Origin of the sequence: Aquabacterium sp. CECT 9606, from assembly GCF_918741295.1 — a bacterium.
Taxonomy (GTDB): domain Bacteria; phylum Pseudomonadota; class Gammaproteobacteria; order Burkholderiales; family Burkholderiaceae_C; genus Aquabacterium.
Window position 1 is genome coordinate 755,038 of the sequence record NZ_CAKKNB010000004.1, and the last position, 14,940, is coordinate 769,977.

Genomic DNA, 14,940 nt, shown 5'->3' on the forward strand with positions numbered 1-14,940 from the left:
AACGCCATTCAATGACCGAGGTGAATATGAACCAACGCTTTGCTTTGATCCCGGTGGCCGCAGCCGCTGCGGTGTTGTCCTCGTTGTGTGTGGCCGCGGCCGCGCATGCCCAGACCGTGGTTCGCATTGGCCACGTGGCGCCAGTGTCCGGGGCCCAGGCCCACTATGGCCGCGACAACGAGAATGGGGCCCGCATGGCCATCGATGAACTCAACGCCCAAGGTGTGGAGATCGGCGGCAAGAAGGTGAAGTTTGAATTGGTCGCCGAAGATGACGCGGCCGATCCCAAGCAAGGCACGGCCGCCGCCCAGAAGCTGTGCGACGCCAAGGTCAACGGCGTGGTCGGGCATCTGAACTCCGGCACCACCATCCCTGCGGCCAAAATCTACAGCCAATGCGGCCTGCCCATGGTCACGCCCTCGGCCACCAACCCCGACCTGACCACCCTGGGCTACAAGAACGTGTACCGCCTGCTGGCCAACGACAAGGCCCTGGGCGCGGGCCTGGCCGAGTACGCGTCCAAGACGCTCAAGCTCAAGAAGGTCGCCATCATTGATGACCGCACGGCCTATGGGCAAGGCGTGGCCGGTGTGTTCCGCGAAACCGCCAAGAAGCTGGGCCTGGAGGTGGTGAGCGAGCAGTTCACCAACGACAAGGCGGTGGATTTCATGTCCATCCTGACGTCGATCAAGAGCAAGAAGCCCGACGGTATCTTCTTTGGTGGCATGGACCCGCAAGCTGGCCCCATGCTGCGCCAGATGCAGCAACTGGGCCTGACCAAAGCCTACCTGTTCGGTGGCGATGGCATTTGCACCGACAAGCTCATCGAGTTGTCCAGCGGTGCCAAAACGCTGGGCAATGTGGTGTGCGCCGTGGGCGCGGCCTCGCTTGACAAGCTGCCCGGCGGCAAGGCCTGGCGCGCCAAGTACGACGCCAAATTCCCCAAGCAGTTCCAGGTCTACTCACCCTACACCTACGATGCCACGATGGTGCTGGTGGACGCGATGAAGCGCGCTGGCTCGGCCGATCCCAAGGTGTATGCGCCCAAGCTGGCAGCCACCGACTACAACGGCATCACGGCCCGTGTGCAGTTCGAGCCCAATGGCGAGCGCAAAACCCCATCCATGACGCTGTTCGCCTACAAAGATGGCAAGAAGGTTGAGTTGAACTGATTGACTCGAATCGAGCGAAAGCCTTGCTACAATAGCGGGCTTCGGAGAGGTGGATGAGTGGTTTAAGTCGCACGCCTGGAAAGCGTGTGTAGGTTTATCCCTACCGCGGGTTCGAATCCCGCCCTCTCCGCCATGAATAGATCGGCCCCAAAATCCTAGTCAATCAATGACTACGATTCTGGGGCTTTTTCTATTTCCCCCAAGAGTTACACATGTGCCTAGCCGTCTTTAGGTAGATTCTGCTCAACTAATGCCGAACTCCTTTGATCAGTTGGGAGGTGGGGCACTGCAGGCGGATGTGCAGCAGCTTCAGCCGGCTTAATTTGCGGGCGGCGGAATGTCATCTGATGGCGCATCATTCGGCAGACTCCATCCAGACCTGGAAAAAGAGCGGCAGCTGAGAGGCCCATGAACTGGAGGTCTTCCAGAGCCTCACTGGCGCAACTGATCGGCACATCTGCTGCAAAGAGGAATCTTTCGCCAATGTGCGCCTGCGCCTTAATAAGATGGGTTTCCAACTCTAGGATATTGGTGACCAGAAACTGACCACGCTGTGCATATAGGCGGGGGTTGAGCCTGGCCGATACGTTTAGGTAAGCGATATACGGCCCGACCTGTGGAAGCGCACGACTGGAAATTTCAAGGCGTCTACAAACTTCCTGTTAAGCGCATAGACCCGAACGTGTGTTGCATCAGGCCGCGTGCCGAGACTATCAAGCGCATCAGAGAAGGCAAAGAATGCAGCCACGTAGGGAGAGCCGGTCCAATCAAGCATTGGGGTGGGCAGTCCATGATGCTGCGCTAATCCTAGTACCGTTGAAAAATCATCGCCATCGCCTAACTTGAACTGCATCTGAAGGAGCGCTTCGGCGTGGTTAGAAAATTCAGGGAGCTCATCGGTGCAGAACCTATCCAGCCTGCACCTGCCCATTCGGTGCAAAGTTGTCTGCAGTTTGAATTCCCTGTTTCCATGACCTCGGAACGACACCGCGTCGTGATCGGTGCGAACCTGGGAGGCCCAAGCCTTGAATTCGTTCCAACTACTGCAGGTGTCTGAAGGAAGTGTACGAGGGGGGTCTATGGGTGCAAACAAGATGGAGTTCTCAGGTCTCCCCAGCTCCGTATTCCACTGTCCGGCTGTGCCAGTGGCGCTGCTCTTGAGCTCGATGCGGGCCAGCAGCATCTCTTGTTGTATGGCCGACAGCTCTGCCCATTGAGGCGCATAGAGCCCTCCAAGGTGTGGACGGCGGTGTACTTAGGCAGGCGAGGGCGCGTTGCCCGTCACGGGGCTATTCGTCGATGCCCAATAGACGCCACCAATCCATGGCGCCATGCAGAACGCGCACGATGGACACGCCGTCTTGGCGGGGTACGTAAAAGATCAGGTGGTTGTCAAAGTCTTTGACACGCCACTTCCGCATCCCGCTCATGGCAGGGTTCTTGAGCTTCAACTGAGCGCCCATTTTGGGCTGCTCAGCCAGGTCGTTGAAGCTGGCTTCTGCATTGGACAGAAAACGCTCGGCCACATTCAGGCCAGCGTTTTCCGCCAGGTAGACGAAGTGCTCCACCAGGTCATTGCGGGCGGCGGCACGTTGGTAAACCGTGGGCATCAGCTCGTTTTCTTTCGCGCCTGTACCCTCGCCAGGGCTTCAGCGCGAATGGCGCTCCAGTCTGATGGTGTCAACTCGCTCTCGGCGGTGTTGAGCCCCTCCAGCAGCTTGGCTTCAAGCTGTTCCTCGGCTTTGCGCTTCTCGTCGGCACGGATCAACTCACGCACGTATTCGCTGGCGCTGCTGTAGCGACCTTGGGAGACTTGCCCGTCCACGAACTGCTTCAGCGGGTCGGGCAAGGAAATATTCATGCTTTGCATGGGCACCTCGCTTTCTCCAGCACATTGCCATAAATGGCATTAAATGGCAAGAACTGCCATTGGGTGGCGTGCATTGAGGCTGCGGCATCTGGGGGACTTATTGGGGTACTTGCGTCCAATCCAATCACCCACAAAGCCAGCATTCACGCCTTGCCACCCATGATGTGAACGAGGCCCTCTCCGCCATGGATATGAACTAAGCCCTTGATCTCAAGGGCTTTTTTCTTTTGTGCATTTCAATGCACTTCGTTGCGCACGCAAGCCTCTCAAGGCTTGGCCAACAAGCCCAATTCCACCATCTTGATCATGTGCTCAACGGCTTGTTCAAGCACCTGGGGCTTCAGGTTCAGCCGGTGGATGCAATTGCCATTCATCACACCTGCCATGCCATGCACGGTGGACCAGATGTACAGCGCGTCCAGATCCACCCTGTCTTGCATGGCGGCCGATTCGCCATGCAGGCGACGCAGCGCGTTGCGCAAGATGTCATAGGCGTGAACAGCGTCCCGGATCAGGTCCGGGTGTTCGGCTGATTGGGGCCACGGCGTGTCAAACATCAGGCGGTATTCCAGCACGTGATCACGGGCATAACTGAGGTACTGGCGCCCCAAGGCGGCCAAGTCTTCCTTGGGGTCTTCAAACTGACCGCGGGCGTCCAGATGCGCAGCAAACCGCTGAAGGCAGCGCCCCATCACCTCGGCCAGCAGGTGATCGCGGCTGGGGTAGTGCTTGTAGGGCGCCTGGTGCGAAACCCCCAGTTTTCGGGCCACATCCCGCAGGCTCAGGTTCTCCACACCCTTTTCGGCGATGACTTCTTGAGCGGCGATGACACACGCCTCTCGCAGGTCGAGGGGGGGCGCGGGCGATTGGCTTTTCTTGGGCATGCGGTGGAGTCTAGTGGCCGGGATTCAGGGCGCCAGTTTACCGGGTGAAGACACCAGGTTGACACTGTCTACATTTGTAAGCAAAATGGTAGACACTGTCAACCATTGAAGCGAAATCATGTCTTTTTCGCCACTGCGGCTCCAGCCATTTGCCCCTTTGCTCGCCGTGTGCCTGGCCGCCTTGCTGTCGGCTTGCGCCTCGCACCAAACTGAGCCGCCCGATGTGTCGGCTGCCGAGGACGCAAGCTTTCGGCAGGCGCCGGACCCAGCACCTGCGGTCGAGTCAAACTGGTGGCGAGGCTTTGACGACGCGGCGCTCATGGCCCTGGTTCAGCGTGCCCAATCAGCCAACCACGATGTCCGCATCGCAGTGCAGCGTGTGCGGCAAGCCCGCGCTGGGCAGACGGCGGTGGCGTCCAGGCTCTGGCCCACGGTGTCGCTCACAGGATCGGCGTCTGACGAACGCAGCGGCTTGCCCGAGCAGGTCAAACAAGGCAAGCCTGACACGCGGGCCTACCGGGGCGCACTGGACCTGGGGTGGGAGCTCGACGTGTTTGGCGCCGCACGCGCTGGCGCCGATGCCGCTGAGCTGGATGCGCTGACCGCCGAAGAGGGCGTTGACACGGCGCGCTGGCTGGTGAGCAGCGAAGTTGCAAGGCAGTACATCGTTTGGCAAAGCGCGCGTCTGCGGCTGGCCAAGCTGGATGCCTTGTTGAAAGCCCAGGCCGACACCGAGCGGCTGACCCGCAGCAGGGAGGCCGCGGGCCTGGCCAGCCGCTTCGACGTGGCGCGGGCCGCGGGTGAGGTGCAAGCGCTTGCCGCGCAACTGCCGCCTTTGAGGACCTTGGTGGCCGTGACCGAGACTCAATTGGCAGTCCTGGTGGGCGCCAATCCCAACCGGCCATTGACCGAGTTGGACGTTTCCACGGCGCCATGGCTGCCCACCCCACCACGCTTGTCCGCCAGGCAGCCTGTCGATCTGTTGATGCGGCGCCCCGATCTGCGCGTGGCGCAAAAGCTGTTCATGGCCGAAGCCGCACGCCTGCGCGAGGCCCAAGCCGACCGGTGGCCCAAGTTTTTCCTGGCCGCGGCGTTCGGGCGGCAGGATCTGCGCCTCAATGCGCTGGACTTGTCACCGGTGCGGTACAGCACCGCGGCGCTGGCATTCACCATGCCCTTGTTTGACGCGGGTCGCTTGCGTGCGGCCGTTGAGCGGCAATCCGCCAAAGAGCGCATGGCCACTTTGCAGTACGAGAAGGCCGTGCTCGGCGCCGTCAAGGACGTTGACGACAGCCTGGTGGCCCTGGCCCAGGAGCGTGATCGCTCGGCCGCGCTGGACGCCACCACCCAGCAAAGGCGCACGGGCTTGCGCCATGCCGAATCGCTCTACCGCGAAGGCCAGATCGACCTGCTCCAACTGCTCGATGCGCAGCGTGCCGTGATCGCCGCCGAACTGTCGGCCATCGATGGCCAGGCCCAGCTGGCGCTGAACACGGTTCAGCTCGCCTCGGCCCTGGGCGGCGGATGGCAGGACATGCCTGCCGCCGTGACCTCCAACACCCACACCAGTACCACGACCCCCAGTCTCGCTCCTGAAAGCTTGCCATGATTGACGCCTCCAACTTCCGCCTGATGAAGCTTGCCCATGCCCTGGTCTGGACGGGCCTGATCCTCAGTGGCCTGGCGGTTCTCTCCGCTTGCTCGCCCGCCGCTGAAAAAGTGCCGCCCATTCCAGCCGTCTACGTCACGCCGGTGCACAACGACCACGGCGAAGACGTGCGCATCCTGAGTGGCGCCGTTCGCCCTCGCATTGAGAGCGATCTGGCGTTCCGCGCCGGGGGCAAGGTCACTGCACGCCTGGTCGACATTGGCCAGGCCGTGCGGGCCGGCCAGCCGCTGGCGCGCATCGATGCGGCCGACTACCAACTGGCCGCAGACGCCGCCGCCGAGCAGCTGCGCGCGGCGCAGGTGGATGCCACGCAGGCGGCCAGCGATGCGGCACGCTTCAAGCGCCTGCTGGCCGACGGCTCGGTGGGCGCTGCCGACCAAGAGCGGCAACAGGCCCGCGCGGACGCCGCTGCGGCGCGCCTGGTGCAGGCCGAACGGCAGCTGGAGGTGCTGCGCAACCGAGCGGGCTATGCCGTGCTGGCCGCGCCCTTCGATGGCGTGGTGACCGGCCTGCAGGTCGAGGTGGGGCAGATGGTGGCCGAAGGGCAGCCCGTGATGGTGCTGGCCAAGCCCGGCGAGCTGGAAGTTGTGGTCGATGTGCCTGAAGCCCTCGCGGCAAGCTTGCGCGAGCAACTGGCTCAGGCGCGCATTGCTGGCATGCCGGACATGGTGAAGCTCAACCTGCGCGAGTTGGCGCCCACCGCTTCGGCGCAGACCCGCACCTTCCGGGCGCGCTACGCCATCGCCTCGCCACCACCTGGATTGCGCATGGGTGTGACCGCCGATGTGCAACTGGCACGAAAGGGCGCAGCCGCCTCTGCTGAACTGCCATCGGGCGCACTGCTCACGACCAACAAGAACCCGTCGGTCTGGCTGGTCAATGACAAGGTTGGCATCCTGGCACGCCATCCGGTCACGCTGCTGTCGCAGTCCACCGACCGTGTGCGGGTCACCGGCCTGCCCGACGGTGCGCTTGTCGTATCGGCGGGCGCGCAGAAGCTCGATGCGGGCATGAAGGTGCAGGCCGTGATGCGCCCCGGGAGCCTGTGATGAAGTCCTTCAATCTCTCTGAGTGGGCCGTCACGCACCGGGCCATGGTGTTGTTCATGATCATCGGCAGCCTGCTGGTGGGCGCCTTCGCTTTCACGCGGCTGGGACGCCTGGAAGACCCGCAGTTCATGGTGCCGACGATGACGGCCGTGGTGGCCTGGCCCGGCGCCTCGGCCCAGCAGGTGCAGGACCAGGTGCTCAACCGCATGGAGCGCGAACTGCAGAAGATGGAGGGCGTCGACTTCATCCGCAGTTTCTCGCGCCAGGGCTATGGCGCGGTCAACCTCTGGATGAAGGGTGGCACGTCCAAGGCCGATCTGGAGCGTGCCTGGTACCAGGCACGCAAGAAGATCGGCGACGTGCGCCACCAGTTTCCCGAAGGCGTCCTGGGCCCCATCTTCAACGACGAGTTCAGTGATGTCTACAGCGTGATGTACGCCATCAGCGCCGCCGACCTGAGCTGGCCCGAACTGCAGGTGCTGACCGAAGACATCAAGCGGCAGGTGCAGGCCCAGCCAGGCGTGACCAAGGTCGATGTGTTCGGGCGGCAGGCCGAGAAGGTCCACGTCGAATTCTCGAGCCAGCGCCTGGCTTCGCTGGGCATCAGCGCCCAGACCGTGATCGAAGCGCTGGCGCGCCAGAACACGGTCAGCCCGTCGGGGTCGACCGAAGGCCGCAGCGACCAGGTGTTCGTGCGTGTCGACGGCACCCTGCGCGATGCGCACGACGTGGCCAACGTGTCCATCACCGCGGGCGGCAAGCTGCTGCGCCTGGGCGATGTGGCCAAGGTCACATCGGGCCTGGAAGATCCGCCTTCGTTCACCGTGCGGCATGACGGCAAGCCGGTGCTGATGCTCGCCATCACCTTCGACCGGCACGGCAACATCCTGACGCTCGGCCGCGAGCTCGAATCGCGCATGGAGGCTTTGAAGGCCAGTCTGCCCTTGGGCGTGGTGGTTGAGAAAGTGGCCGACCAACCCAATATCGTCGAAGAGTCCGTGTGGGAGTTCGAGCGCTCCTTCCTGGAGGCCCTGGCCATCGTGCTGGCGGTGTGCTTCCTGTTCCTGGGCTGGCGCACGGGCATCGTGGTGGCGGCCTCCGTGCCCCTGGTGCTGGCGATCGTGGCCATCGTGATGCTGGCCGCGGGCTGGAGCCTGGACCGCATCTCCTTGGGCGCGCTGATCATTGCCCTGGGTCTGCTGGTGGACGACGCCATCATCGCCGTCGAGATGATGGTCGTGAAGATCGAGCAGGGCTGGGACCGCGTCAGCGCGGCCACCTTCGCCTACACGTCCACGGCCTTCCCCATGCTGACCGGCACGCTGGTCACCGTGGCCGGCTTCATGCCGGTGGGCTTTGCCAAGTCGATCAGCGGCGAGTACGCCGGCGGCATCTTCTGGGTGGTGGGCGTGGCCCTGATCGCGTCCTGGTTCGTGGCCGTGGTGTTCACGCCCTACCTGGGCATCGTGCTGCTGCCCAAGACCATGAAGGCGCATGGCGGCGCGGCCCATGATCCTTACGCGGCGCCGCTCTACCAGCGCCTGCGCCGCCTGCTGCAGTGGTGCATGGCCCACCGCGTGATGGTGCTGGCCGCCACGGCCGTGCTATTCGTCGGCGCGATCGCGGGCATGGGCCTGGTGCAGCAGCAGTTCTTCCCAACCGCGTCGCGCCTGGAGCTCATCGTCGATCTGCGCCTGCGTGAAGGCGCTTCGTTCACGGCCACGGAAGCGCAGGTCAAGCGTTTCGAAGAAGTGCTGAAACGCGATGCCCAGGTTCAGCACTTCAGCGCCTACACGGGCGCCGGGGCGCCACGCTTCTTCCTGTCGCTGCCCATTGAGCTGCCCAACCCGAGTTATGCGCAGATCGTGATCAAGACGGCCAATGTGGCCGACCGTGAATCCGTGCGCCGCCGTCTGCTCGACCTGTTCGCGGCCGAGCGGGCCTTCCCCGACCTGCGCGGTCGCGTCACGCGCTTCGAGTTTGGCCCCCCCGTCGGTTTCCCGGTGCAGTTCCGCGTGGTGGGGCCGGACACAGGCAGGGTCCGCGAGATCGCTTACCAGGTGCGCGACGCCGTGCGCCAGAGCCCCCTGGTGCGCGACACCCAGCTTGACTGGAACGAACAGGTGAGGACCATGCGTGTGCAGCTTGACCAAGACAAGGCTCGCCTGCTGGGCATCACCAGCACCGATGTCTCGGCCATGATGCAGACCGTGCTGAGCGGGGCGCCCGCCACACAGATCCGCCGCGGCGAGGACCTGATCGACGTGACCGTGCGCGCCGCTCCAAAAGAGCGGTTGGCGCTGGAGCAGTTGGGCGACGTGAGCCTGTTCACCCGCAGCGGCGCCGTGGTGCCCTTGTCGCAGGTGGCCACGCTCGTGCCCACGTTCGAAGAGCCCGTGCTGTGGCGCCGCAACCGCGACATGGTGCTCACCGTGCGCAGCGATGTGCACGATGGCGTGCAGGGCCCGTCGGCCACGATGAAGATCTGGCCGTCTCTCAAGCCGATCATCGACAAGCTGCCGCCCGGCTACCGCATCGAGCAAGGCGGCGCCATCGAAGAAAGCGACAAGTCCAATCAGGCGCTGTTCGCGGTCTTCCCGCTGATGCTGGTGGTGATGTTGCTGATCTTGATGGTGCAGCTGCAGAGCTTCTCACGCATGTGGATGGTGTTCCTCACCGCGCCGCTGGGGCTCATCGGCGTGGTGCCGGCCCTGCTGATCTTCAATGCGCCCTTCGGCTTCGTGGCCTTGCTGGGGGTGATCGCGCTGGGCGGCATGATCATGCGCAATGCCGTGATCCTGGTGGACCAGATCGACAGCGACATCGCCGCAGGCATGCCGCAGGCGCAGGCCGTGGTGGAGGCGACGGTGCGCCGCTCACGCCCGGTGGTGCTGACGGCCGCCGCTGCAGTGCTGGCCATGGTGCCACTGACCAGCAGCATCTTCTGGGGCCCGATGGCGATGGCCATCATGGGCGGGCTGATCGCGGCCACGGTGCTGACATTGGTGTTCGTGCCGGCGCTGTACATGGTCTGGATCAGGCCGGTGGCCACACCTGAAAAATAATGATATTATGATCGTCATGCGAAGTGCCAAAGTCAACGCCAGAGCTGCCGCCAAAGAGGCCACACACGAGCGCATTGTCTCCGTGGCCGCCAAGGCAATCCGCCGCAGCGGCTATGCAGGCACCGGTGTGGCTGACCTCATGAAAGAAGCGGGCCTGACGCACGGCGCTTTCTACGCCCACTTCGATTCACGCGAGGCCATGCTGGCCGAAGCCGCCGCCAAGGCCTGTGCAGAGTCGGCAGCGGCCGCCGCCCAGGCGGTGAGCAGCCTGCCTGCCGACAGGGCCCTGGCCAGCATGCTTCGCGCCTACCTTTCCAAGGAACACGCCGAAGGCGTTGAAATGGGCTGCCCGCTGGCCGCGCTGGGTTCCGAAACCTCTCGCCAGGCGCCGCAAGTGCGTCGCGTGACCACCCGGCACATCAAGGAAATGGTCGATGTTCTGGCGCGGCAGTCTCCTGACTGGGGGCAGCCAGGCGCCCATGAGCGCGCGCTCGTCACGATCGCCACCATGGTCGGGGCCCTGGTGCTGGCCCGTGCTGTCGATGAGCCTGCGTTGTCCGACAGCCTGCGCGAAGCCGCGCTCAAACACCTGCTTCCCACCCGCAATTGAAGCCTTGATGAAGGTCTTTCCATTTTGGTCGCGTTTACACATGATGATCGTCATGTGAAATGCATTTCACACCGGAGAAACACCATGAACATGAAAAGCAAGATTGCCCTCGTCACCGGTGCCTCGTCGGGCATCGGCGAAGCCACGGCCAAGCGGCTCACTCAAGCGGGGTACACCGTTTATGGCACCAGCCGACGTGGTGGTCAGAACAGCAAAGGCCTGTTCGAGATGCTGCCGCTTGACGTCACGAGCGATGAGTCCGTCGATGCCGCCGTGCAAAAACTGATGCAGCTGGAGGGCAGGCTGGACCTGCTGGTCAACAACGCGGGGTTTGGTGTGTCCCCGGCAGGCGCTGAAGAGAGCTCGCTCGAACAGGCTCAGGCCATTTTCGACACCAACTTCTTCGGCATCGTCCGCATGACGCGTGCCGTCGTGCCCCACATGCGCCGGCAGGCCAGCGGGCGGATCATCAACATTGGCTCTGTGCTGGGCTTCCTGCCCATGCCCTACATGGCCTTGTACTCTGCGACCAAGCATGCGGTGGCCGGCTATTCTGAAGCGCTGGACCACGAGCTGCGCACCCTGGGCATCCGCGTTTCAGTCGTTGAGCCCGCCTACATCAACACCCCGTTTGACGCCAACCTGATGAAGCCTGACGCGCCGATCGATGTGTACCGCGATGTCCGCGCCCGGGTGGACAAACGGGTGAAAGAAGTGCTCGTTGGCGCCGATGGCCCCGAGGTGGTGGCCGACATCGTGTTGAAGGCCGCCCTGGCGGATCGCCCCGATGCGCGCTACGCCCCCGGGCTGGCAAGCCGCATGCGCCTGTTGCGCCGGTTTGCGCCAGCCAGTGTGCTGGATTCCGGCATTCGCAAAGACCTGCGCCTTTGAAGCTGACAAGGAAACGCCATGAAAGCATTCATCCTGAAGCGCTACGGCAAGAACAGCACCTTGACCAAGGAAGACATTCCCACGCCAGTGCTGCGCGATGACGAGGTCCTGGTCGAGGTTCACGCTGCCGCCGTGAACTTGCTGGATTCCAAGCTCAAAGCGGGCGAGTTCAAGCTCATTCTTCCTTACCAAATGCCCCTCGTGTTGGGCCACGACGTTGCGGGCGTGGTGGTCAAGGTGGGCTTGCTCGTCAAGCAGTTCAAGCTGGGCGACCAGGTTTATGCCCGCACCGATGATTTCCGGATCGGTACCTTCGCCGAGTTCGTCGCCGTCAAGGAATCATCGCTGGCGCTCAAACCCAAGAACCTGTCGATGGAAGAGGCCGCGTCCATCCCCTTGGTGGGCCTGACCGCATGGCAGGCGCTTGTTGAAAAGGCCAAGCTGACCAAGGGCCAGAAGGTCTTCATCCAGGCGGGTTCTGGCGGCGTTGGCACCTTTGCCATCCAATTGGCCAAGCACCTGGGCGCCACCGTGGCCACGACCACCAGCACGGCCAACATCGACTTGGTGAAGAGCCTGGGCGCGGATGTCGTTGTGGACTACAAGACGCAGGCTTTTGAAGTCGTTCTGCGCGACCTGGACGTTGTGCTCAACAGCCAGGACGGCAAGACGCTCGACAAGTCCCTGTGCGTATTGAAAAGGGGCGGCAAGCTCATCTCCATTTCAGGGCCGCCGGATCCGGCGTTCGGGCAGGCCATTGGCGCACCCGGCTTCGTGCGGCTGGTGATGCGCTTGCTCAGTTCGTCCGTCCGGCGAAAGGCAAGAAAGCTGGGCGTTGGTTACTCCTTCCTCTTCATGAAAGCCCATGGAGACCAGTTGCGTGAGATCACCCGCCTCATCGAGGCTGGCGCCATTCGCCCCGTGATCGACAAAGTCTTTGGTTTCGAATCAACCAACGAGGCCATGGCATATGTCGAATCCGGTCGTGCCAGGGGCAAGGTCGTCATCAAGGTGCGTTGAGCCTCAGGTGACCATGCCGCAATAATGGGCGCTGACCTCAACTCGGAAGCGCCCATGACACCTTCGGCCCCCGCATCGCCCGAAAGCGGCTTCAACCCGCACGTGCCGGGCATTGACTATGGCGTGCTCGATTCGCTGGTGGGCTATGGTGTGCGCCGCGCGCAGATCGCGATTTACAACGATTTCCTGCCTGCGCTTGAAGCCTGGAACATCACGCCTCCACGCTTTTCAGCCCTGGTGATCATCAGCCGCAACCAAGGAATGAAGCTGACGGAGCTGGCCGAGGTGTTGGGCATTGCGCGTTCTGGCGTGGTGGCGTTGATCGACACCCTGTCCGAGATGGGCTATGTGGAGCGCCTGGCAGTGCCCGGTGACCGACGCGCCTACGGCCTGGCCCTGACACCACTGGGCAAGAAAGACTTGCGGCAGATCGAGCAGGCTGTGCTCAAACAAGACCAACGAGCCGCCCACCGCTTGACACAAGAAGAGCGCCAGCAACTGCTGACGCTGCTCGACAAGTTGTCGTGCCCCTGATTGAATCTGGTAAATTGTTATGTTTGAGAACAAATCGCAGATCCGACACGACTGACTAAAAGGACCGCCTGATGTGGCACTGTGAAGAGCGAGGTGAAGGGCGACCATTGGTCTTGCTGCACGGCATTGGCATGTCCAGCTTTGCCTGGTCACCGGTGCTGGACCAGTTGGCGAAGCACCGTTGGGTATTGGCCTTCGACACCGCGGGATTCGGCAAGACGCCTGCATTGCCCATGGGTGTGCAGCCCACCGTGCCGAACCTGGTGCGGGCCTTGTTGGACACGCTCGACGCCATGGGCATCCATGGGCCGGTTGATGTGGTCGGCAACTCACTGGGTGGCTGGATGGCCTTGGAAGTGGCCCGTCTGGGTCGGGCCCGTTCGGTTGTCGCAATTTCTCCGGCGGGCCTTTGGAAGGAGCATCCGGCGGCTTGGGTGAAGCACTTCTTTGGTTTCATGCGCGCGGCCACCAGGCTGTCGCCAGGTGGTGTGGAGCTGGCAATGAAGTCGGGCATGTTGCGAGAGCTGCTGTTGTCGATACCGCTCTCATTCGGCAGCCGCCGCATGCCAGCCAGCGACGCGTCTCGCTCGGCGATGGAGTTCGCCTTGGCGCCAGGCTTTGAGGCCACCATGGCCAACGCGGGGGTTTTCACAGGAGGTCAGGCCATCGCCTGCCCACTGACGGTGGCCTTCGGCACCCGGGATTGGTTGTTGACTCCTGGTGCGCGGCGCCGTGATCAATTGCCGTCAAGCACGAGATGGCTCAGTCCGGCCAAGTGGGGTCATGTGCCCATGTGGGTCGATCCTCAAGGCGTGACCCGCCTGATCCTGGACGGCACGGCCTGACAGCGGCACGCTCAGCCAAAGCAACATGACGGTGGCCAGCACCGGCACATTCTTGACCAAGGGGCCGCAATGGTCGATGGTCAATTCGGGCATGTTCCATGCTGCGGTGGCGGTGTAGCCCATGATGGCACCAGCCTGCAAGGCGTAAGTCCAGGCACCCGGATGGCGGCGCAGCAGCGCCAGGCCCATCGCGGTGTTGAACGTGCAGGACAGCGCCATCATGCGCCAACCCCAATCGCCACTAAAGCCGCAGCGCGCGAGAAGGTCGAGCACGTGGGACTCGTGCGGCCAAAGCGCAGTGATCATGGCGGTGTAGATCCACATGAATGCCAAGGTGGCATGCAGGCCAAGGCGCATCCAGTCTGGCAATGTCACCCAGGCCGGCAACACCAGCGCCTGTTCCATGCCTGTGGGCGCCCGTCCTAGCCAGTAAGAAGCCGCGTTCTCCGCGCTGGTGTTGCCGTGTTCCAGCATCGTCAGTGTGTCGGGGCTGAAGGCTTGCTGGTCGAGGTGGCGAGCCAGTTGTGCGCCCAGCCGCATGAGGGGCATGGGCACTGGCAGCCACACTGGGTCGCCCAAGCCTTGCGAGCGTCGGTACTGGTGCAGCATTTCGCGGTAGCTCAGAACAGCCGGTCCGGCCAGTTCCTGCACCCAACCGCTTGAACTTCCGATGGGAGAATCGTGTTCGGCCATGCGTGCCACGACTTCGGCCAGTTCCAGCACATGGATGGGTTGGACGCGTTGGCGGCCCAGCCCTGGCAATCCCACCACAGGCAGTCGGGCCAGCTGTTGAAAGAGGGCGACGCTCTGACTGCCGGGTCCGTACACCAAGGAGGGGCGCACCACGATGCCATCGACCAAGCCCTGCCGCGCCAACTCAATCAAGGCCTCGTCGGCCCGCAGCTTGGTCAGCGCGTAAGCAGTTTGCAGGTGATGGGGCTCGGGCCCCACGCCAAGGGCCGAGATCTGAATCACGCGTCGCACGCCGGCCAACGCCGCGCCTTGGAAAAGCGCTGCAGGCCCCTCAGCATGGATGCGTTCAAAACTGTTGCGCTCATTCGGCATCAGGATACCCACCGCGTTGATTACCACGTCGAAGCGCCCAGCGGTGTTCAATCGATGGGCCCAACCTTGGGGCGTGATGTCGTCGGCGAAATCAACGTGCAGTTGGGATGCCGTGCCGGACACGATGGTTCTGCGGCCCTCGGTGACCAGATGACCACGAGCCCGCAAGGTCGAGGCGATGGCGCCGCCAATGCAGCCGGAGGCGCCGAGGATCAGGATGCTTCTTCTCATGATGGTGTTCTCCCTGCAATGCTCACGTGGATCGA

At 63.0% G+C, this 14,940-nt stretch carries 14 protein-coding genes and 1 tRNA gene; 10 read left to right on the forward strand and 5 right to left on the reverse strand.

The features are described 5' to 3' along the window. The first annotated feature begins 26 nt into the window (after positions 1-26). Together LQ232_RS20670 and LQ232_RS20675 are read left to right on the forward strand one after the other, a co-directional pair. Complete coding sequence (locus LQ232_RS20670; RefSeq protein ID WP_230182264.1) at positions 27-1,172, forward strand: branched-chain amino acid ABC transporter substrate-binding protein; 1,146 nt, start codon at positions 27-29, stop codon at positions 1,170-1,172. 43 nt (positions 1,173-1,215) lie between these two features. Beyond that, positions 1,216-1,305: transfer RNA gene (locus LQ232_RS20675), tRNA-Ser, on the forward strand. Positions 1,306-1,761: 456 nt separating this feature from the next. Here the strand turns inward: LQ232_RS20675 and LQ232_RS23720 are convergent. The 4 genes from LQ232_RS23720 to LQ232_RS20690 form a co-directional block, all read right to left on the reverse strand. Then, the gene (locus LQ232_RS23720) at positions 1,762-2,355 is read right to left on the reverse strand and encodes an FRG domain-containing protein (protein ID WP_371820332.1); all 594 of its coding nucleotides are present in this window, start codon (positions 2,353-2,355) and stop codon (positions 1,762-1,764) included. Between the two features lie 106 nt (positions 2,356-2,461). After that, on the reverse strand, positions 2,462-2,782 hold the full coding sequence (locus LQ232_RS20680; protein WP_230182265.1) for a type II toxin-antitoxin system RelE/ParE family toxin: 321 nt from the start codon (positions 2,780-2,782) through the stop codon (positions 2,462-2,464). Beyond that, a complete protein-coding gene (locus LQ232_RS20685) occupies positions 2,782-3,042 on the reverse strand; it encodes a type II toxin-antitoxin system ParD family antitoxin (RefSeq protein WP_230182266.1) in 261 nt (86 codons plus the stop codon). The genes LQ232_RS20680 and LQ232_RS20685 overlap by 1 nt, the downstream gene beginning before the upstream one ends. Before the next feature lie 266 nt (positions 3,043-3,308). Beyond that, entirely contained in the window at positions 3,309-3,926 is a 618-nt protein-coding gene (locus LQ232_RS20690; protein WP_230182267.1) for a TetR/AcrR family transcriptional regulator, read from the reverse strand. Between the two features lie 118 nt (positions 3,927-4,044). Here LQ232_RS20690 and LQ232_RS20695 point away from each other — a divergent pair, with 118 nt between their 5' ends. From LQ232_RS20695 to LQ232_RS20730, 8 genes are all read left to right on the forward strand, one after another. Then, positions 4,045-5,535, forward strand: coding sequence for an efflux transporter outer membrane subunit (locus LQ232_RS20695; protein WP_230182268.1), 1,491 nt, complete (start codon positions 4,045-4,047; stop codon positions 5,533-5,535). Continuing rightward, a complete protein-coding gene (locus LQ232_RS20700) occupies positions 5,532-6,644 on the forward strand; it encodes an efflux RND transporter periplasmic adaptor subunit (RefSeq protein WP_230182269.1) in 1,113 nt (370 codons plus the stop codon). Before LQ232_RS20695 ends, LQ232_RS20700 begins: the two co-directional genes overlap by 4 nt. Continuing rightward, a complete protein-coding gene (locus LQ232_RS20705) occupies positions 6,644-9,709 on the forward strand; it encodes an efflux RND transporter permease subunit (protein ID WP_230182270.1) in 3,066 nt (1,021 codons plus the stop codon). The genes LQ232_RS20700 and LQ232_RS20705 overlap by 1 nt, the downstream gene beginning before the upstream one ends. Positions 9,710-9,725: 16 nt before the next feature. After that, positions 9,726-10,319 carry a TetR/AcrR family transcriptional regulator gene (locus LQ232_RS20710; protein WP_371820334.1) on the forward strand — a complete coding sequence of 198 codons (594 nt, stop codon included), beginning with the start codon at positions 9,726-9,728 and terminating at the stop codon, positions 10,317-10,319. An 84-nt stretch (positions 10,320-10,403) separates the two neighbouring features. Continuing rightward, complete coding sequence (locus LQ232_RS20715) at positions 10,404-11,210, forward strand: oxidoreductase (RefSeq protein ID WP_230182271.1); 807 nt, start codon at positions 10,404-10,406, stop codon at positions 11,208-11,210. An 18-nt stretch (positions 11,211-11,228) separates the two neighbouring features. Further along, positions 11,229-12,230: an NADP-dependent oxidoreductase gene (locus tag LQ232_RS20720; RefSeq protein ID WP_230182272.1), complete on the forward strand. Its 1,002-nt coding sequence runs from the start codon at positions 11,229-11,231 to the stop codon at positions 12,228-12,230. Between the two features lie 54 nt (positions 12,231-12,284). Beyond that, positions 12,285-12,764, forward strand: coding sequence for a MarR family winged helix-turn-helix transcriptional regulator (locus LQ232_RS20725; protein WP_230182273.1), 480 nt, complete (start codon positions 12,285-12,287; stop codon positions 12,762-12,764). A 71-nt stretch (positions 12,765-12,835) separates the two neighbouring features. Beyond that, entirely contained in the window at positions 12,836-13,609 is a 774-nt protein-coding gene (locus LQ232_RS20730) for an alpha/beta fold hydrolase (protein ID WP_230182274.1), read from the forward strand. Here the strand turns inward: LQ232_RS20730 and LQ232_RS20735 are convergent. Next, positions 13,511-14,905: an SDR family oxidoreductase gene (locus LQ232_RS20735; protein WP_230182275.1), complete on the reverse strand. Its 1,395-nt coding sequence runs from the start codon at positions 14,903-14,905 to the stop codon at positions 13,511-13,513. The genes LQ232_RS20730 and LQ232_RS20735 overlap by 99 nt on opposite strands. Positions 14,906-14,940 lie beyond the last annotated feature (35 nt).